At 73.9% G+C, this 19601-nt stretch carries 17 protein-coding genes; 16 read left to right on the top strand and 1 reads right to left on the bottom strand.

The window, feature by feature from the left end:
• Positions 1-3: 3 nt before the first annotated feature.
• From AC3ERT_RS10175 to fusA, 10 genes are all read left to right on the top strand, one after another.
• Positions 4-882, top strand: a complete 879-nt coding sequence (locus tag AC3ERT_RS10175; protein ID WP_435173699.1) for a shikimate dehydrogenase — start codon at positions 4-6, stop codon at positions 880-882.
• 60 nt (positions 883-942) lie between these two features.
• Positions 943-2127 (top strand): chorismate synthase, encoded by a 1185-nt coding sequence (gene aroC, locus AC3ERT_RS10170; protein ID WP_335975837.1) that lies wholly within the window; start codon positions 943-945, stop codon positions 2125-2127.
• Entirely contained in the window at positions 2124-2639 is a 516-nt protein-coding gene (locus tag AC3ERT_RS10165) for a shikimate kinase (protein WP_335975842.1), read from the top strand. The genes aroC and AC3ERT_RS10165 overlap by 4 nt, the downstream gene beginning before the upstream one ends.
• Positions 2636-3781 carry a 3-dehydroquinate synthase gene (aroB, locus tag AC3ERT_RS10160; protein ID WP_435173697.1) on the top strand — a complete coding sequence of 382 codons (1146 nt, stop codon included), beginning with the start codon at positions 2636-2638 and terminating at the stop codon, positions 3779-3781. The genes AC3ERT_RS10165 and aroB overlap by 4 nt, the downstream gene beginning before the upstream one ends.
• Positions 3778-4221, top strand: a complete 444-nt coding sequence (aroQ, locus tag AC3ERT_RS10155; RefSeq protein WP_335975850.1) for a type II 3-dehydroquinate dehydratase — start codon at positions 3778-3780, stop codon at positions 4219-4221. The genes aroB and aroQ overlap by 4 nt, the downstream gene beginning before the upstream one ends.
• Before the next feature lie 166 nt (positions 4222-4387).
• Positions 4388-5122, top strand: coding sequence for an AAA family ATPase (locus tag AC3ERT_RS10150; RefSeq protein ID WP_335975853.1), 735 nt, complete (start codon positions 4388-4390; stop codon positions 5120-5122).
• A gap of 527 nt (positions 5123-5649) precedes the next feature.
• On the top strand, positions 5650-6753 hold the full coding sequence (locus tag AC3ERT_RS10145) for an aminopeptidase P family protein (protein ID WP_335975856.1): 1104 nt from the start codon (positions 5650-5652) through the stop codon (positions 6751-6753).
• 69 nt (positions 6754-6822) lie between these two features.
• The gene (gene efp, locus AC3ERT_RS10140; RefSeq protein WP_335975862.1) at positions 6823-7389 is read left to right on the top strand and encodes an elongation factor P; all 567 of its coding nucleotides are present in this window, start codon (positions 6823-6825) and stop codon (positions 7387-7389) included.
• Positions 7390-7391: 2 nt separating this feature from the next.
• Positions 7392-7817: a transcription antitermination factor NusB gene (nusB, locus tag AC3ERT_RS10135; RefSeq protein WP_335975867.1), complete on the top strand. Its 426-nt coding sequence runs from the start codon at positions 7392-7394 to the stop codon at positions 7815-7817.
• Positions 7818-8271: 454 nt separating this feature from the next.
• A complete protein-coding gene (gene fusA / locus AC3ERT_RS10130; protein WP_435173695.1) occupies positions 8272-10428 on the top strand; it encodes an elongation factor G in 2157 nt (718 codons plus the stop codon).
• 149 nt (positions 10429-10577) lie between these two features.
• Here the strand turns inward: fusA and bldD are convergent, their stop codons facing one another.
• On the bottom strand, positions 10578-11078 hold the full coding sequence (bldD, locus tag AC3ERT_RS10125) for a transcriptional regulator BldD (protein ID WP_335975875.1): 501 nt from the start codon (positions 11076-11078) through the stop codon (positions 10578-10580).
• 187 nt (positions 11079-11265) lie between these two features.
• Here bldD and pyrR point away from each other — a divergent pair, with 187 nt between their 5' ends.
• The 6 genes from pyrR to carB all read left to right on the top strand — a co-directional run bounded on the left by pyrR (position 11266) and on the right by carB (position 19593).
• Positions 11266-11901, top strand: a complete 636-nt coding sequence (pyrR, locus tag AC3ERT_RS10120; RefSeq protein ID WP_335975878.1) for a bifunctional pyr operon transcriptional regulator/uracil phosphoribosyltransferase PyrR — start codon at positions 11266-11268, stop codon at positions 11899-11901.
• 254 nt (positions 11902-12155) lie between these two features.
• The gene (locus AC3ERT_RS10115) at positions 12156-13202 is read left to right on the top strand and encodes an aspartate carbamoyltransferase catalytic subunit (RefSeq protein WP_335975882.1); all 1047 of its coding nucleotides are present in this window, start codon (positions 12156-12158) and stop codon (positions 13200-13202) included.
• 2 nt (positions 13203-13204) lie between these two features.
• Positions 13205-14500 (top strand): dihydroorotase, encoded by a 1296-nt coding sequence (locus tag AC3ERT_RS10110; RefSeq protein WP_335975885.1) that lies wholly within the window; start codon positions 13205-13207, stop codon positions 14498-14500.
• The gene (locus AC3ERT_RS10105) at positions 14497-15126 is read left to right on the top strand and encodes a PH-like domain-containing protein (protein WP_435128140.1); all 630 of its coding nucleotides are present in this window, start codon (positions 14497-14499) and stop codon (positions 15124-15126) included. The genes AC3ERT_RS10110 and AC3ERT_RS10105 overlap by 4 nt, the downstream gene beginning before the upstream one ends.
• A complete protein-coding gene (gene carA, locus AC3ERT_RS10100) occupies positions 15123-16283 on the top strand; it encodes a glutamine-hydrolyzing carbamoyl-phosphate synthase small subunit (protein ID WP_435128138.1) in 1161 nt (386 codons plus the stop codon). The genes AC3ERT_RS10105 and carA overlap by 4 nt, the downstream gene beginning before the upstream one ends.
• Positions 16276-19593 (top strand): carbamoyl-phosphate synthase large subunit, encoded by a 3318-nt coding sequence (gene carB, locus AC3ERT_RS10095; protein ID WP_335975897.1) that lies wholly within the window; start codon positions 16276-16278, stop codon positions 19591-19593. The genes carA and carB overlap by 8 nt, the downstream gene beginning before the upstream one ends.
• The last annotated feature ends 8 nt before the right edge of the window (positions 19594-19601 follow it).

Genomic DNA, 19601 nt, shown 5'->3' with positions numbered 1-19601 from the left:
TCCTTGGACCGCACCGCACGGCCGCACGACGGCGCCCCGCGCGCCGCCGTGCTCGGTTCCCCGATCGCGCACTCCCTCTCCCCGGTGCTGCACCGCGCCGCGTACGCCGCCCTGGGACTTTCCGAGCGGCGCTACGACCGCTTCGAGGTCGACGAGGTGGCGCTGCCCGGCTTCGTGGCCGGCCTCGACCCGGCGCAGTGGGCCGGGCTGTCGCTGACGATGCCGCTCAAGCGCGCGGTCATCCCGCTGCTCGACGCGGTCAGCGACACCGCCGCCTCGGTGGAGGCGGTCAACACCGTCGTGTTCGGCGCCGACGGGCGGCGGCACGGCGACAACACCGACATCCCCGGCATGGTCGCGGCGCTCGCCGAGCACGGCGTCACCTCGGTGCCGTCGGCCGCCGTGCTCGGCGCGGGCGCCACCGCGTCGTCCGCGCTCGCCGCCCTCGCCCGGATCTGCACCGGCGAGGTCACCGCCTACGTACGCGGCCCGGCCCGCGCCAAGGAGATGATCCGCTGGGGCGAGCGGCTCGGGGTGGACGTGCGCACCGCCGACTGGAGCGCCGCCGCCGACGCGCTGGCCGCGCCACTGGTCATCGCCACCACCCCCGCGGGCGCCGCCGACCACCTGGCCGCCGCGGTCCCGGCCGCCCCCGGCACCCTCTTCGACGTGCTCTACGAGCCGTGGCCGACGCCGCTGGCGGCCGCGTGGTCCGCCCGCGGCGGGCAGGTCGCCTCCGGCCTGGACCTGCTGGTCCACCAGGCCGTCCTCCAGGTCGAGCAGCACACCGGCCGCGCACCCGCCCCGCTCGCCGCGATGCGGGCCGCGGGCGAGGCGGCGCTGGCCGCCCGCGGCGGTCCGCTCCCCGGACAGGCGTCCTGACCCGCGGACGAAACGTGGGAGGATCGGCCCACAGGCACGGCCGTTTTCCAGGGAGCACCGTTGAGCAGATTGCGCTGGCTGACCGCGGGGGAGTCGCACGGACCCGCACTCGTCGCGACGCTGGAAGGACTGCCCGCCGGGGTGCCCGTCACCACCGCGATGGTGGCGGACGCGCTGGCCCGGCGCCGGCTCGGCTACGGCCGCGGCGCCCGGATGAAGTTCGAGCAGGACCAGGTCACCTTCCTCGGCGGTGTACGGCACGGCCGGACCATGGGCAGCCCCGTCGCGATCATGGTCGGCAACACCGAGTGGCCCAAGTGGGAGCAGGTGATGGCCGCCGACCCGGTCGACCCGGAGATCCTGGCCGGCCTGGCCCGCAACGCGCCGCTGACCCGCCCCCGCCCCGGCCACGCCGACCTGGCCGGCATGCAGAAGTACGACCTCGACGAGGCCCGCCCGGTGCTGGAGCGCGCCAGCGCCCGCGAGACCGCGGCCCGGGTCGCGCTCGGCGCCGTCGCCCGCTCCTACCTCAAGGAGACCGCGGGCATCGAGATCGTCTCCCACGTCGTCGAACTGGCCGCGGCGAAGGCCCCGTACGGGGTCGTGCCGGTGCCCGCGGACGAGGCGCGGCTGGACGCCGACCCGGTGCGCTGCCTGGACGCCGACGCGAGCAAGGCGATGGTCGCCGAGATCGACCAGGCCCACAAGGACGGCGACACCCTCGGCGGCGTCGTCGAGGTGCTGGTCTACGGCGCCCCGGTCGGCCTCGGCTCCCACGTGCACTGGGACCGGCGGCTGGACGCCCGCCTGGCCGGCGCGCTCATGGGCATCCAGGCCATCAAGGGCGTCGAGGTCGGCGACGGCTTCGACCTCGCCCGGGTGCCCGGGTCCAAGGCGCACGACGAGATCGTGCCCGGCCCCGACGGCATCCGCCGCGCCAGCGGCCGATCCGGCGGCACCGAGGGCGGCATGAGCACCGGCGAGGTGCTGCGGGTGCGCGCCGCGATGAAGCCGATCGCCACGGTGCCGCGCGCCCTGGCCACCGTGGACGTCGTCACCGGCGAGCCCGCGCAGGCCCACCACCAGCGCTCCGACGTGTGCGCGGTGCCCGCCGCCGGGATCGTCGCCGAGGCGATGGTCGCGCTGGTGCTCGCCGACGCCGTCGCGGAGAAGTTCGGCGGGGACTCCGTCGCGCAGACCCGGCGCAACGTGCGGGACTTCCTCGACCACCTGGCCATCCGGTGACCGCGCCCGTCGTCGTGCTGGTCGGCCCGCCCGGGGCGGGCAAGACCACCGTCGGCCGCGCCGTGGCCGCGCTGCTCGGCGTCGCCTACCGCGACACGGACGAGGACGTCGTCCAGGCCGCGGGCAAGCCGATCGCGGACATCTTCGTCGACGACGGGGAGCCGCACTTCCGCGCGCTGGAGCGGGCCGCCGTCGCCGCCGCGCTCTCCGAACACGACGGGGTGCTCTCCCTCGGCGGCGGCGCCGTGATGGACGACGGCACCCGCGCGCTGCTCGCCGGGCGGCCCGTCGTCTTCCTCGACGTCAGCCTGCACGACGCGGTGCGACGGGTCGGCCTGGACGCCCCCCGCCCGCTGCTCGCGATCAACCCGCGGCAGCGCTGGCGCGAACTGATGGAACAGCGCCGCCCGCTGTACACCGAGGTGGCCCGCGCGGTGGTCGACACCGCGGACCGCGGCACCGACGAGGTGGCGGCGGCGGTATTGGACGCACTGGAACTGAAGGACGCATGAGTCACGACGAAGCGCGCGACAGCAACGGCGAGACCGGCCAGGAGTGGAGCGGCGCGACACCGCCCACCCGTATCCAGGTCGGCGGCACCGCCGGCACCGAACCGTACGAGGTACTGGTCGGCCACCAGCTGCTCGGCGAACTGCCCGGGCTGATCGGACCGAAGGCGCTGCGCGTGGCGGTGCTGCACCCCGAGGCGCTCGCCGGCACCGGTGAGGCGATCCGGCAGGATCTGGCCGAGCAGGGCTACCAGGCCGTCGCGATCCAGCTGCCGAACGCCGAGGAGGCCAAGACCGCCGAGGTCGCGGCGTACTGCTGGAAGGCGCTCGGCCAGACCGGGTTCACCCGCAGCGACGTGGTGGTGGGCGTCGGCGGCGGCGCCACCACCGACCTCGCCGGGTTCGTCGCCGCGACCTGGCTGCGCGGGGTGCGCTGGATCGCGGTGCCCACCACGGTGCTCGGCATGGTGGACGCGGCCGTGGGCGGCAAGACCGGCATCAACACCGCCGAGGGCAAGAACCTCGTCGGCGCCTTCCACCCGCCGGCCGGCGTGCTGTGCGACCTGTCCGCGCTGACCTCGCTGCCGCGCAACGACTACGTCAGCGGCCTCGCCGAGGTGATCAAGGCCGGCTTCATCGCCGACCCGGCCATCCTCGACCTGGTGGAGTCCGACCCGCAGGCCGCGAGCGACCCGGCCGGCCCGCACACCGCCGAACTCGTCGAGCGCGCCATCCGCGTCAAGGCCGAGGTGGTCTCCGCGGACCTGAAGGAGTCCGGGCTGCGCGAGATCCTCAACTACGGCCACACCCTCGCCCACGCCATCGAGAAGAACGAGCGATACAACTGGCGGCACGGCGCCGCGGTCTCCGTCGGCATGGTCTTCGCCGCCGAACTCGGCCGCCTGGCCGGGCGGTTGGACGACGCGACCGCCGACCGGCACCGCGCCGTGCTCGGCTCCGTCGGGCTGCCGCTGACCTACCGCGGCGACCAGTGGCCGCGGCTGCTGGAGACCATGAAACTCGACAAGAAGTCCCGCGGCGACCTGCTGCGCTTCATCGTCCTGGACGGCCTGGCCAAGCCCACCGTCCTGGAGGGCCCCGACCCCGCGGTCCTGCTCGCCGCCTACGGTGAGGTGACCGCGTGACCGCCCGCCCCGTGCTGGTGCTCAACGGCCCCAACCTCGGCCGCCTCGGCTCCCGCGAGCCCGACGTCTACGGCTCCACCTCGTACGCCGGCCTCGTCGAGACCTGCCGGCAGCTCGGCGCGGAACTCGGCCTGGACGTCGAGGTCCGCGAGACCAACGACGAGGCCGAACTCATCGGCTGGCTGCACGAAGCGGCCGACGGCAAGGTGCCCGTCGTCATCAACCCGGGCGCGTTCACGCACTACTCGTACGCGATGCGCGACGCCGCGGCGCAGCGCACCGCGCCCCTGATCGAGGTGCACATCTCCAACCCGCACACGCGGGAGGAGTTCCGGCACACGTCGGTGCTCTCCGCGGTCGCCTCCGGGGTCGTCGCCGGGTTCGGCATCGGTTCCTACCGGCTGGCGCTGCGCGCGGTGGCCGAGGAAGCGGCGGGCTGACCGCCCGGGCGGCACCCCCGTCCAGGGGTGCCGCCCCATGAAGGGTTCCCTTGCGGGCAGGGGTGGTTGGGCGAGAGCCGGGGCGCACGGTACCGTTCAAGCGCGGCGCGCCGTGGTCACACAGAGCGAACCGCACAGACCTCGGGTACGGGATGGAGTGGCCGACATGCAGCACGCCGTGGGGGCGCCCCAGCCGCCCGGCCCGGGTCAGGGCCCCCCGCCCCCGCCGGGCCCTGCGCCCGCACCGAGCCAGACCGGCAGCACCGGTCACTTTCCGATGCCGCCGCCCGCCCCCGTGCAGGCGCCCACCGCCCCCGCGGGCGGCTCGCTGCCCGGGGCCGCGCACGGCCCCATAGCGGTGCTGCTCATCGGCGCGGCCGGCGCGGGCAAGACCACGATCGCCCGGCACTGGGCCGACCACCGGGGCGTCCCCACCGCCCACATCAGCCTCGACGACGTACGGGAGTGGGTCCGCTCCGGTTTCGCCGACCCGCAGGCCGGGTGGAACGAGAACTCCGAGGCGCAGTACCGCCTCGCCCGCCGCACCTGCGGCTTCGCCGCGCGCAACTTCCTCGCCAACGGGGTGTCCTGCATCATCGACGACGCGGTCTTCCCCGACCGGCCCACCGTCGGACTCGGCGGCTGGAAGCGGCACGTGGGGCCCGGGCTGCTGCCCGTCGTCCTCCTGCCCGGCCTCGACATCGTTCTCACCCGCAACGCCGAACGCTCCGGCAACCGCCGGCTCTCCGACGAGGAGGTCGCCCGTATCCACGGGCGCATGGCCGGCTGGTACGGCTCCGGCCTCCCCATCATCGACAACTCCCACCTTGACGTCGAAGCGGCCTCCGCGGCCCTCGACCGCGTAGTAACCCGCAGCCTCCAAGGCCCCCCCATCTGGTAACACGGCCCCCCTCCCGGCACGCACTTGCCCCCGGGCCCCTTACGGTGCGTGCCTGTCTGCGGGTGCGCTGTGGTTGTTCGCGCAGTTCCCCGCGCCCCTGGCACCGTGCGTGTTGCGGTGCGTGCTTGTGTGCGGGTGCGCTGTGGCTGGGCGCGCAGTTCCCCGCGCCCCTGGGCATGTGCGGCCTGTACCCGGCGACGGCGGGCAACCGCAACAAGGGGCGCGGGGAACTGCGCGCCCAGCCCTCCACCGTCCGGCACCCGGCGGCCAAGCAGAAACCCTCGCGGCGGGGAGCCGCAGCGCCCACCGAGGCGCACCCGGGAGCGGATCGGAACCCTCGCGGCGGGGAGCCGCAGCGCCCACCCGAGGCGCACCCGGGGGACAAGCAGGAACTCCCGCGGCGGGGGCCGGGGACCGCCCCCCAAGAGAAGGTCCCGGGGGAGGGGCGGGGCTGGGCGGGGGGTCCTGTTACCCCCGGAGGGACTCGTGGGGAGGCCAAGCCGCGAACCGCGTCGTAGGCTCGCGACATGGCGGAGGTGCATACGGTACGCAGAGCACGACTGCGCGAGCGCTGCGCCGCGGCAGACGCGGCCGCCGCGCTGGTGACGCTGCCCGCGAACGTGCGGTACCTGACCGGCTGCGCCCCGCCCGGCGCGGCTCTCCTGGTCGGCCCGGGCGCCGACGACACCCTCGTCCACCTGCGCCCCCCACCGGACGACACCACGCAGCCCACGGACGACCTGCGCAACGTCGTGCTCCCCTCGCCGGAGGCGGACGCCGCCGTCGCGGCCGCGGACCTCGCCCGCCAGCAGCACGCCGACGGCCTCGCCGTGGAGGAGCACCACCTCACCGTCACCCGCCACCGCGCCCTGCGCTCCGTGGCGCCGCAGGTGCACCTCACCGACCTGGGCGGCGCCGTCGAGCAGCTCCGCCTGATCAAGGACGAGCACGAGATCGCCAGCCTGCGCATCGCCGCGGAGATCACCGACCAGGCCCTGGGCGAACTGCTGGAGTCGATCCTGGTCGGCCGCACCGAACGGCACCTCGCGCTGGAACTGGAGCGCCGCCTCGTCGACCACGGCGCCGACGGCCCGGCCTTCGCCACGTGCATCGGCACCGGCCCGCACTCGGGGGCAGCCCGCCACGTCCCGACCGACCGCCGCGTGGAGGAGGGCGACTTCCTCACCGTACGGCTCGGCGCGTGCTACCACGGCTACCGCTGCGAGGTGAGCCGCACCTTCGTGATCGGCAGCGCCCCCGCCTCGTGGCAGATCGAGCTGTACGACCTGGTGTTCGCCGCCCAGCGGGCCGGCCGCGAGGTGCTCGCACCCGGTGTGGCCTGCCGCGACGTGGACCGCGCCACCCGCGACCCGCTGCGCGCGGCGGGCCACGAGGAGGGCCTTGCGGCATGGACCGGACACGGTGTCGGCCTGGAAATCGACGAGGACCCTCAGTTGTCACCCGCGGCCGTGGGTAAACTGGACGCTTGCGTGCCGGTCACCGTCGAACCGGGAGTCCACCTTCCGGGCCGCGGCGGTGTCCGCATCGGCGACACACTCGTCGTACGCCCCACGGCGGACGGCGGACCCGAGCTACTCACCATCACGACCAAGGAACTCCTCGCGCTGTGACCACCCCGTGGTCGGGCCGGGCGGCACGTCCTCGGTCCCGAAGCAGCACTTTCAGGAGATTCCGCAACCGTGGCCACCACGAACGACCTCAAGAACGGCCTCGTGCTCAAGCTCGAGGGCGGCCAGCTCTGGACCGTAGTCGAGTTCCAGCACGTCAAGCCCGGCAAGGGCCCCGCCTTCGTGCGCACCAAGCTGAAGCACGTGCTCTCCGGCAAGGTCGTCGACAAGACCTTCAACGCCGGCCTCAAGGTCGAGACGGCCAACGTCGACAAGCGCGGTATGCAGTTCTCCTACAAGGACGGCGCCGACTTCGTCTTCATGGACACCGAGACGTACGACCAGATCATCGTGAGCCCCGAGGTGGTCGGCGACGCCGCGAACTACCTGCTCGAGGGCTTCGACGCGGTCGTGGCGATGTACGAGGGCTCCGCGCTCTACGTCGAGCTGCCCGCCTCGGTCGAGCTGGTCATCGACTACACCGAGCCCGGTGTGCAGGGCGACCGCTCCACCGGCGGCTCCAAGCCCGCCCGTCTGGAGACCGGCTACGAGATCGCGGTGCCGCTCTTCATCACCACCGGTGAGAAGGTCAAGGTCGACACCCGCACCGGCGACTACCTCGGCCGGGTGAACAGCTAACCGTGGCTGCCCGCAACAAGGCCCGCAAGCGCGCGTTCCAGATCCTCTTCGAGGCCGAGCAGCGGGGCGCGACTCCCACGGTCGTGATGGCGGACTGGATTCGGCTCGCCCGGACCGACGACCGGCAGCCGCCGGTCACCGCGTACACGATGCAGCTCGTCGAGGGCTACACCGCGCACGCCGAGCGGATCGACGAGCTGATCGCCGGGTACGCCGTCGGCTGGACGCTGGACCGGATGCCGACCGTGGACCGCAACGTGCTGCGGCTCGGCACCTACGAGCTGATCTGGGAGGACGACGTGCCCGACGCGGTCGTCCTCGACGAGGCGGTGCAGCTCGCCAAGGAGTTCTCCACGGACGAGTCGCCGTCGTTCGTCAACGGCCTGCTGGGCCGGCTGATGGAGCTGAAGCCCACCCTGAAGCGGTAACCGGACCCGCCGGGGCCGTGCTTTCCGCCGGCTCCGGGACCACCTGCCGGTGGTGGGCCGCCCGCACCGCTCCCCGACGCCCCTCGGGGTGCCGTCCGCCACGTGAGGACGGCACCCCTGAGGGGCGTCGGCGTTTCCCGCGCCCGGAAAACCCGGTGCGGTCGGCGCGACCGCTGCCCTACAGTCGGTCGCGCCAGGAGCCGTTGGAGACGCGAGAGGGGAGCAGGCCGTGCGCCACCGCACTGCTGCCACTGTTCCCCAGGCCGGCCACGAGGTGCTGCTTCTGTCCACCTCCGCCCGGTGCCCGCTGCGCGCCCGGCACCGGAAGTCCGCGACGACGGCCTGACGTCCGTACACCCGACGTCCGCACCACCCCCGGCACCACCCGGCCCGGCCGTGCCGTCCGCGCATCGCGCTGCCCTGTTCAGGACCCGTCCCGAAAGGCCCGACGGCCATGCGCAGCACCCCGCTTCTCCGTACCCCCGTTCCGCGTACGCCTCTTCCCCGCCCCGCCGGCCCCCTCGCCGCCGTACGCAACCTCGGCATCCTCGCCCACGTCGACGCCGGGAAGACCACCGTCACCGAGCGGTTCCTCTTCCTGACCGGCGCCACCCACAGGCGCGGCGAGGTGCACGACGGCACCACCGTCACCGACTTCGACCCGCAGGAACGCGACCGCGGCATCACCATCTTCGCCGCCGCGGCCAGTTGCGACTGGGCCGGCCACCGCATCAACCTGATCGACACCCCCGGGCACGTCGACTTCGCCGACGAGGTCGAACGCTCCCTGCGGGTGCTCGACGGCGCAATCGCGGTGTTCGACGCGGTCGCCGGGGTGGAGCCGCAGAGCGAGTCGGTGTGGCGGCAGGCCGACCGGCACCGCGTGCCGAGGATCGCGTTCGTCAACAAGCTCGACCGGGCCGGCGCCGACCTGGACACGGCCGTGGCGTCGATCCGGCAGCGGCTGCACCCGGTACCGCTGGCCGTACAGCTGCCGATCGGACGCGAGGACGGCTTCACCGGCGTGGTGGACCTGGTCGCGATGAACGCGCTGACCTGGGACGACGCCGGACGGATGGCCGTGGGCGCGGTACCGGACGGGCTGCTGGTGGAGGCCCGGCGGCGGCGCCGGCTGCTGGAGGAGGCCGTCGCGGAGCTGCACCCGGAAGCGCTGGAGGAGTTCTGCGCGCACACCGCGCTGCGGGACGGGACGCTCGCCGCGGCCCTGCGCGACCTCACCCGCGGGGGCGGGGCCGTGGTGGTGCTGTGCGGCTCGGCGTACCGCAACCGCGGGATCGAGCCGCTGCTCGACGCGGCCGTGGCCTACCTGCCCTCGCCGCTGGACGTACCGCCGGTGCGCGGCACGTCCGCCGGGCGGGGGAGCGCGGCCGGGCCGGAGGGCGCCGAGGAGCGCCCGGCCGACCCCGAAGCGCCGTTCGCGGGACTGGTGTTCAAGGTGAACTCGACCGCCACCGGGCGGCTGACGTTCCTCCGGGTCTACTCGGGCACGCTGCGGAAGGGGGACGCGGTGCTGGACGCGGGCGCCGGACGCACCGAGCGGGTCGGGCGCATCCTGCGGGTGCGGGCCGACCGGCACACCGAGTCGGAGCAGGCGGTGGCCGGCGACATCGTGGCCGTCGTCGGCGTGAAGGCCGCGCGCGCCGGGGCGACGCTGTGCGCGCCGGCGGCCCCGCTGGTGCTCGAACCGCCCTCGGCGGCCGAGCCGGTGGTGTCCGTCGCGGTCGAGGCACGCCGCAGCGGCGACACCGGGCGGCTGGCGGTGGCGCTGGCCCGGCTGGTCGAGGAGGACCCGTCACTGGTGGTGCGGACCGACCCGGAGAGCGGGCAGACCGTGCTGTCGGGGAGGGGCGAACTCCACCTGGAGGTGGCGGTGGAGAAGATCCGCCGCGCCCAGGGGCTGGAGGTCGCGGTCGGCCGGCCGCAGGTCGCCTACCGGGAGACGGTCGTCCGCGGGGTGACCGGTGTGGTGTACCGGCACGTCAAACAGGACGGCGGCGCCGGGCAGTTCGCCCATGTCGTGCTCGACGTCGAGCCGCTGCGGCCCGCCGCCGGGCAGGGGGAAGGAGAGCAGGACGGTACGCAGGAGGGGTTCGTGTTCGTCTCGACGGTGGTCGGCGGGCGGGTGCCGCGGGAGTACGTGCGCGCGGTGGAAGACGGCTGCCGCGACGCGCTCGCCGAGGGCCCGGTCGGCGGGCACCCGGTCACGGGGGTGCGGGTCACGCTCACCGACGGGGCGACCCATCCCAAGGACTCCTCCGAGACGGCCTTCCGTGCCGCGGGCCGCTTCGCGCTGCGGGCGGCGCTGCGGGCCTCGGCGGCGGTGGTGCTGGAGCCGCTGGTCGAGGTCACGGTGACCGTGCCGGACGACGCGGTCGGCGGTGTGCTCGGCGACCTCGCGGCCCGGCGCGGCCGGGTCACCGGCTCCACCGCCCGCGCGGGCACCTCCGTGGTCACCGCCGCGGTGCCGCTGGCCGAGCTGTTCGGCTACGCGACGCGCCTGCGCAGCCGTACCCGGGGCCGCGGCACCTTCACCACCCGCCCGGCCGGGTACGCCCCGGCCCCGGCAGGCGCGGCGAGTGCCGGGAGCTGACGGTCAGTACACGGCGGCTCCGCCCGGCCGGGAAAGGCCCAGCCGCCCGGGCGGAGCCGCCGGAAACGCCCGCGCCCGGCGCGGCGGCCCGTGAGGGGCGCCGCGCCGGGCGCGGGGACGTTTCTGCAACGGCGATGCCGCTTGAACGGTCAGCTCTCCTCGTGCTGCACCGCTCGGCGGGCGTCCGCGTCGAGGACGCCCCACGAGATCAGCTGCTCGGTCAGCACCGAGGGCGACTGGTCGTAGATGACCGCGAGGGTGCGCAGGTCGTCCTGGCGGATCGACAGCACCTTGCCGTTGTAGTCGCCGCGCTGGCTCTGGATGGTGGCCGCGTAGCGCTGGAGGGGGCCGGCCTTCTCCGGCGGGACCTGGGACAGCCGCTCCAGGTCGAGCACCAGCTTCGGCGGCGGCTCGGCGGCACCGCCGGGCGTGGTCCCGGGCAGCAGCTCCTGCACCGGGACGCCGTAGAAGTCGGCGAGCTCGGCGAGGCGCTGCACGGTCACGGCGCGGTCGCCGCGCTCGTACGACCCCACGACCACGGCCTTCCAGCGGCCCTGGGACTTCTCCTCGACGCCGTGCAGGGACAGGCCCTGCTGCGTGCGGATGGCACGGAGTTTTGCTCCGAGCTGTTTGGCGTAATCGCTGGACATATGGCTCCCCGGACGGAAACTCGGTGACTCACTGTGAGGTTACGCAGCGTAATCCGGGCTCGTCAAGCGGAAAGCGTCCGACCGGGCCCTGACCTGGGCCGTCCCGGTCGCCTGGTACGGTGGGGGACGTACTTCCAGACGTCCTTTAAGGCCCGTCCCGTGAGGCGGGGAAGGAGGTCCCCGACCCATGGTCGACGACCGCAGCACCACCACGAGCACGGCACCCGGCGGCAGCGCCAGAGCCGAAAGTGCCGGCACCGCCCGCCCCGTGCTCGAAGCCCCGGACATCGCCCGGGTGCTCACCCGCATCGCCCACGAGATCGTCGAACGCGCCAAGGGCGCCGACGACGTGGTGCTCCTCGGCATCCCCACCCGCGGGGTCTTCCTCGCCCGCCGGCTCGCCGACAAGCTCGCCGAGATCACCGGCCGCGCCGCCGCCGTCGGCTCGCTCGACATCACGATGTACCGCGACGACCTGCGGCTGCACCCGCCGCGCGCGCTCGCCCGCACCGACATCCCCGGCGACGGCGTCGACGGCCGCCTGGTGGTCCTCGTCGACGACGTGCTCTTCTCCGGCCGCACCATCCGCGCCGCCCTCGACGCGCTCGGCGACATCGGCCGCCCGCGCGCGGTCCAGCTCGCGGTGCTGGTCGACCGCGGCCACCGCGAGCTGCCGATCCGCGCGGACTACGTCGGCAAGAACCTGCCCACCTCGCTGCGCGAGACGGTCAAGGTGCTGCTCGCGGAGGAGGACGGCCGCGACAGCGTGCTGCTCGGCCAGAAGGACCCGGGCCCGCGCGCGGGCCACACCGCGGACGGCTAGCGCCCTTCGCACGGCGGCCCGCGCCCGCACCCGCCTGCGGCGCCGCCCGCGCCGGAGCCCGCAGCGCACCGCAGCGCACCGCCGCACCCGGCTGCGGCACGCCCCGGCCGCGCCGCCGGACCGCACGCCGCGCCCCGCCCCGCGCGCCCGCCCCTGCCCGTACCGACCGAGCCCGCACGCCCGGCCGACCGCGCCCGGGTGCGAACCCCCACCGCACCCGCCCGCCCGGCCACCCAGCCCCCGGAGCCCCCTGCATGAAGCGCCACCTGATCTCGGCCGCGGACCTCACCCGCGACGACGCCATCCTCGTCCTGGACACCGCCGAGGAGATGGCCCGCGTCGCCGACCGGCCGATCAAGAAGCTGCCCACCCTGCGCGGCCGCACCGTCGTGAACCTCTTCTTCGAGGACTCGACCCGCACCCGCATCTCCTTCGAGGCCGCCGCGAAACGGCTGTCGGCCGACGTCATCAACTTCTCCGCCAAGGGCTCCTCGGTCTCCAAGGGCGAGTCGCTGAAGGACACCGCGCTCACCCTGGAGGCGATGGGCGCCGACGCGGTCGTCATCCGCCACCACTTCTCCGGCGCCCCGCACCGGCTGGCCACCTCCGGCTGGATCAACGCCTCCGTGGTCAACGCCGGCGACGGCACCCACGAGCACCCCACCCAGGCCCTGCTGGACGCGCTGACCATGCGCCGCCACCTCTCGGGCGTCGGCCGCGGCCTCGACGGCCGCCGGATCACCGTCGTCGGCGATGTGCTGCACAGCCGGGTCGCCCGCTCCAACGTGCAGCTGCTGACCACCCTGGGCGCCGAGGTCACCCTGGTCGCGCCGCCGACGCTGCTGCCGATCGGCGTCGAGACCTGGCCCTGCACGGTCTCCTACGACCTGGACGCGGTGCTCGCGACGTCCGACGCGGTGATGATGCTGCGGGTCCAGCGCGAGCGGATGAACGCCGCGTTCTTCCCCACCGAGCGCGAGTACGCCCGCCGCTACGGCCTGGACGGGCTGCGGATGGCGGCGCTGCCCGAGCACGCGATCGTCATGCACCCCGGCCCGATGAACCGCGGCATGGAGATCACCGCCGAGGTCGCCGACTCGCCCCGCTGCACCGCCGTCGAGCAGGTCGCCAACGGCGTCAGCACCCGGATGGCCGTGCTCTACCTGCTGCTCGGCGGCTCGGAGCCGGCGATCGCCCCGGCCCGTACCGAGCCCGCCCCACCTGCCGAGCCCGCCCGGCCCGCCGTCAGCAGCGCGGCCGGCACCGCCACCGAAGCCGCCCGTACCGAGGAGAGCAAGTGACGATGAGCAAGATCCTGATCCGCGGTGCACGGCTGCTCGGCGGCGAGACCCAGGACGTCCTGATCGACGGCGAGAAGGTCGAGGCGGTCGGCGCCGGCCTGTCCGGCGAGGGCGCCGACGTCGTCGACGTCGTCGACGGCACCGGCCGCATCCTGCTGCCCGGCCTGGTCGACCTCCACACCCACCTGCGCGAACCCGGCCGCGAGGACTCCGAGACGGTGCTGACCGGCACCCGCGCCGCGGCCGTCGGCGGCTACACGGCCGTACACGCCATGGCCAACACCTTCCCCGTCGCCGACACCGCGGGCGTCGTGGAGCAGGTCTGGCGGCTCGGCAAGGAGTCCGGGTACTGCGACGTGCAGCCGGTCGGCGCCGTCACCGTGGGCCTGGCCGGCAAGCAGCTCGCCGAACTGGGCGCGATGGCCGACTCCGCCGCCGGGGTGCGGGTCTTCTCCGACGACGGCAAGTGCGTGGACGACGCGGTGATCATGCGCCGCGCGCTGGAGTACGTGAAGGCGTTCGACGGCGTCGTCGCCCAGCACGCCCAGGAGCCGCGGCTGACCGAGGGCGCCCAGATGAACGAGGGCACCGTCTCCGGCGAGCTCGGCCTGACCGGCTGGCCGGCGGTCGCCGAGGAGTCGATCATCGCCCGGGACGTGCTGCTCGCCGCGCACGTCGGCTCCCGCGTGCACATCTGCCACCTGTCCACGGCCGGCTCGGTCGAGATCGTCCGCTGGGCGAAGTCCAAGGGCTGGGACGTCACCGCCGAGGTCACCCCGCACCACCTGCTGCTCACCGACGAACTGGTGCGCAGCTACGACCCCGTCTACAAGGTCAACCCGCCGCTGCGCACCGAGGCCGACGTGCTGGCGCTGCGCGAGGCGCTCGCCGACGGCACCATCGACTGCGTCGCCACCGACCACGCCCCGCACCCGCACGAGGACAAGGACTGCGAGTGGTCCGCGGCCGCCATGGGCATGGTCGGCCTGGAGACCGCGCTGTCGGTGGTGCAGCACACCATGGTCGACACCGGGCTGCTGGACTGGGCCGGTGTCGCCGACCGCATGTCGGCCCGGCCCGCGGCCATCGGACGGCTCGAAGGACACGGCCGGCCGATCGCCCCCGGCGAGCCCGCCAACCTGGTGCTGCTCGATCCCGCATACCGTGGAACCGTCAACCCCGCGGACTTCGCCTCCCGCAGCCGCAACACCCCCTACGCGGGGCGCGAGCTGCCCGGCCGGGTCATCGCGACCTTCCTGCGGGGCCGTGCGACGGTCATGGACGGGAAGCTCACGTGACGACTCTGACAGCGCTGGCGGCCACCGCCGCCGAGGGCGGCAAGCACTCCGCGAAGGTCACCCACTGGACCGACCGGCTCGGCTGGATCGTCGGCCTGGCCCTGGTGATCGGCCTGGTCTACTGGCTGATGCGGCAGGGCTGGCAGTGGCGCCGCACCCTGCAAGGCGGCCTGCCCGAGTTGCCGCCCGCCCCCGCCGACGCCGCCGAACTGGGCGCACCGCTGCTGGTCGCCGACGGCCGCTACCACGGCTCGACCACCGCCGGGCAGTGGCTGGACCGGATCGTCGCGCACGGCCTGGGCGTCCGCAGCAGGGCCCGTCTCACCCTGACCGCGCGCGGCCTGCTGGTCGAGCGCACCGGCGCCCCCGGCTTCCTGGTGCCGGCCGCCGCCCTGCGCGGCGCCCGGCTGGACCAGGCCATCGCGGGGAAGGTGCTGCCCGAAGGCGGCCTGCTGGTCGTCACCTGGGAGCACGGCGGCACCCTGATCGACTCCGGCTTCCGCGCCGAGCACGCCGCGGACCACCCGGCCTGGGCCCAGGCGATCACCGAGCTGAGCGGCGACCGGGCCGTGACATTCACCACCGAAGCCGTGGCAACGACCACCGAAAAGGAAGGCGCACGATGACGACCTCCACCCGGGCGGCCACCGCGCCCGCCGTACTCGTACTGGAGGACGGCCGCATCTTCCGCGGCCGCGCCTACGGGGCCGTGGGGGAGACCTTCGGCGAGGCCGTGTTCTCCACCGGCATGACCGGCTACCAGGAGACCCTGACCGACCCGTCCTACCACCGCCAGGTCGTCGTCATGACCGCCCCGCACGTGGGCAACACCGGCGTCAACGACGAGGACCCCGAGTCCCGCCGGATCTGGGTCGCCGGCTACGTGGTGCGCGACCCCGCCCGCGTCCCGTCCAACTGGCGCTCCCGGCGCTCCCTGGACGACGAGCTGTCCGCGCAGGGCGTGGTCGGCATCAGCGGCATCGACACCCGCGCCCTCACCCGCCACCTGCGCGAGCGCGGCGCGATGCGGGTCGGCATCTTCTCCGGCCCCGCGCTCCAGGCCGGCCCGGCCGACGACGCGGCCCTGGTGGACCGGGTCCGCCAGGCCCCCCAGATGACCGGCGCGGACCTGTCCGCCGAGGTCGCCACCGCCGAGTCCTACGTCGTCCCCGCGATCGGCACCAAGCGCTTCACCGTCGCCGCCCTCGACCTGGGCATCAAGGGCATGACCCCGCACCGCCTGGCCGAGCGCGGCGTCGAGGTGCACGTGCTGCCGGCCACCGCCACCGTCGAGGAGGTCTACGCGACCAACCCCGACGGGGTGTTCCTGTCCAACGGCCCCGGCGACCCCGCCACCGCCGACCTCACCGTCATCAAGGCGGTCCTGGAGCGCGGCACCCCGCTGTTCGGCATCTGCTTCGGCAACCAGCTCCTCGGCCGCGCCCTGGGCTTCGGCACCTACAAGCTCAAGTACGGCCACCGCGGCATCAACCAGCCCGTGCAGGACCGCGCCACCGGCAAGGTCGAGGTCACCGCGCACAACCACGGCTTCGCCGTCGACGCCCCCCTCGACCAGGTCAGCGACACCCCGTACGGGCGCGCCGAGGTCAGCCACGTCTGCCTCAACGACAACGTCGTGGAGGGGCTGCGGCTGCTCGACAAGCCCGCCTTCAGCGTCCAGTACCACCCCGAGGCCGCCGCCGGCCCGCACGACGCCGCCTACCTGTTCGACCGCTTCACCGCTTTGATGAGCACCGTCTCGATGGAGGGCCAGCGTGCCTAAGCGCACCGATATCCAGTCCGTCCTGGTCATCGGCTCCGGCCCGATCGTCATCGGCCAGGCCGCCGAGTTCGACTACTCCGGCACCCAGGCGTGCCGGGTCCTGAAGGCCGAGGGCCTGCGGGTCGTCCTGGTCAACTCCAACCCCGCCACGATCATGACCGACCCGGAGATCGCCGACGCCACCTACGTCGAGCCGATCACCCCGGAGTACGTCGAGAAGATCATCGCCAAGGAGCGGCCCGACGCGCTGCTGCCCACCCTGGGCGGCCAGACCGCGCTGAACACCGCGATCGCCCTGCACGAGAGCGGCGTGCTCGCCGAACACGGCGTGGAGCTGATCGGCGCCAACGTCGAGGCCATCCACAAGGGCGAGGACCGCGACCTGTTCAAGGGCGTCGTGGAGGCGGTACGGCAGAAGATCGGGCACGGCGAGTCCGCCCGCTCGGTGATCTGCCACTCCATGGACGATGTGCTCGCCGGCGTGGACACCCTCGGCGGCTACCCCGTCGTGGTCCGGCCCTCCTTCACCATGGGCGGCGCCGGCTCCGGCTTCGCCCACGACGAGGCCGAGCTGCGCCGCATCGCCGGCCAGGGCCTGACGCTCTCGCCGACCACCGAGGTGCTCCTGGAGGAGTCCATCCTCGGCTGGAAGGAGTACGAGCTGGAGCTGATGCGCGACAAGCACGACAACGTCGTGGTGGTCTGCTCCATCGAGAACTTCGACCCGATGGGCGTGCACACCGGCGACTCGATCACCGTGGCGCCCGCGATGACCCTCACCGACCGCGAGTACCAGATCCTGCGCGACATCGGCATCGCGGTGATCCGCGAGGTCGGCGTCGACACCGGCGGCTGCAACATCCAGTTCGCGGTGAACCCCGAGGACGGCCGGGTCATCGTCATCGAGATGAACCCCCGCGTCTCCCGCTCCTCCGCGCTCGCCTCCAAGGCCACCGGCTTCCCGATCGCGAAGATCGCCGCGCGCCTCGCCGTCGGCTACACCCTCGACGAGATCCCCAACGACATCACCGAGCAGACCCCGGCGTCCTTCGAACCCACCCTGGACTACGTGGTGGTGAAGGTCCCGCGGTTCGCCTTCGAGAAGTTCCCGGCCGCCGACGCCAGCCTGACCACCACCATGAAGTCGGTGGGCGAGGCGATGGCGATCGGCCGCAACTTCACCGAGGCGCTCAACAAGGCTCTGCGCTCGCTGGAGCGCAAGGGCTCGCAGTTCGACTTCGCCACCCCGGTCGACCCGGCCGCCAAGGACGAGCTGCTGGCGGTCGCGGGCGTGCCCACCGACGGCCGGATCAACGCCGTGATGACCGCGATCCGGGCTGGCGCCACCCCCCAGGAGGTCTTCGACGCCACCAGGATCGACCCGTGGTTCGTCGACCAGCTCTTCCTGGTCAAGGAGATCGCCGACGAGCTGGCCGCCGCCGACCAGCTCGACCCGCAGGTGCTCGCCGAGGCCAAGCGGCACGGCTTCTCCGACGCGCAGATCGCCGCGATCCGCGACCTGCGCGAGGACGTCGTCCGCGAGGTCCGGCACACCCTGGGCCTGCGCCCGGTGTACAAGACCGTCGACACCTGCGCCGCCGAGTTCGCCGCCCGCACGCCGTACTTCTACTCCTCCTACGACGAGGAGACCGAGGTCGCGCCGCGCACCCGCCCGGCAGTGATCATCCTCGGCTCCGGGCCCAACCGGATCGGCCAGGGCATCGAGTTCGACTACTCCTGCGTGCACGCCTCCTTCGCGCTGCACGACGCCGGGTACGAGACCGTGATGGTCAACTGCAACCCCGAGACCGTCTCCACCGACTACGACACCTCCGACCGGCTCTACTTCGAGCCGCTCACCTTGGAGGACGTGCTGGAGATCGTGCACGCCGAGAGCGTCGCCGGCCCGATCGCGGGCGTCATCGTGCAGCTCGGCGGGCAGACCCCGCTCGGCCTGGCGCAGGCGCTGAAGGACAACGGCGTGCCCGTCGTCGGCACCTCGCCCGAGGCGATCCACCTCGCCGAGGACCGCGGCGCGTTCGGCCGGGTACTCGCCGAGGCGGGCCTGCCCGCGCCCAAGCACGGCACCGCCACCTCCTTCACCGGCGCCAAGGCCATCGCCGACGAGATCGGCTACCCGGTGCTGGTCCGCCCCTCGTACGTGCTCGGCGGCCGCGGCATGGAGATCGTCTACGACGAGACCCGGCTCGCCGCGTACATCGCCGAGTCCACCGAGATCAGCCCGACCCGCCCCGTGCTGGTCGACCGCTTCCTCGACGACGCCATCGAGATCGACGTCGACGCGCTCTACGACGGCCACGAGCTGTACCTCGGCGGCGTCATGGAGCACATCGAGGAGGCCGGCATCCACTCCGGCGACTCCGCGTGCGCGCTGCCGCCGATCACCCTGGGCAGCCATGACATCAAGCGGCTGCGGGCCTCCACCGAGGCGATCGCCGCGGGCGTCGGCGTGCGCGGGCTGATCAACATCCAGTTCGCGCTGGCCGGGGACATCCTCTACGTCCTGGAGGCCAACCCGCGCGCCTCGCGCACCGTGCCCTTCACCTCCAAGGCCACCGCGGTGCCGCTGGCCAAGGCCGCCGCCCGGATCTCGCTGGGCGCGACCGTGGCCGAACTGCGCGCCGAGGGACTGCTGCCGGCCGCCGGCGACGGCGGCACCCTGCCGCTGGACGCGCCGATCTCCGTCAAGGAGGCGGTGCTGCCCTGGAGCCGCTTCCGCGACGCCGCCGGCCGCGGCGTGGACACCATCCTCGGCCCGGAGATGCGCTCCACCGGCGAGGTCATGGGCATCGACGCGGTCTTCGGCACCGCCTACGCCAAGTCGCAGGCCGGCGCCTACGGCGCGCTGCCCACCAAGGGCCGCGCGTTCGTCTCCGTCGCCAACCGCGACAAGCGGGCGCTGATCTTCCCGGCGCGGGCGCTGATCGAGCACGGCTTCGAACTGCTGGCCACCTCCGGCACCGCGGAGGTGCTGCGCCGCAACGGCATCGAGGCGCGCGTGGTGCGCAAGCAGAGCGAGGGCACCGGACCGGACGGGGAGCCCACCGTGGTCACCCTCATCCACGAGGGCGAGATCGACCTCATCGTCAACACCCCCTTCGGCACCGGCGGCCGCCTGGACGGCTACGACATCCGCACCGCCGCGGTCTCCCGCGGCGTGCCGTGCCTGACCACCGTGCAGGCGCTGGCGGCGGCCGTCCAGGGCATCGACGCGCTCACCCGCGGCGACATCGGGGTGCGGTCCCTCCAGGACCACGCCGCGGCCCTGGAGCAGGCCCGGGCCCGGTAGCCGGCGCC

It is taken from the genome of Actinacidiphila sp. bgisy145, assembly GCF_057708125.1.
Note: the sequence above shows the minus strand (reverse complement) of the source record. Positions and strands in the feature narration are given on the sequence as shown.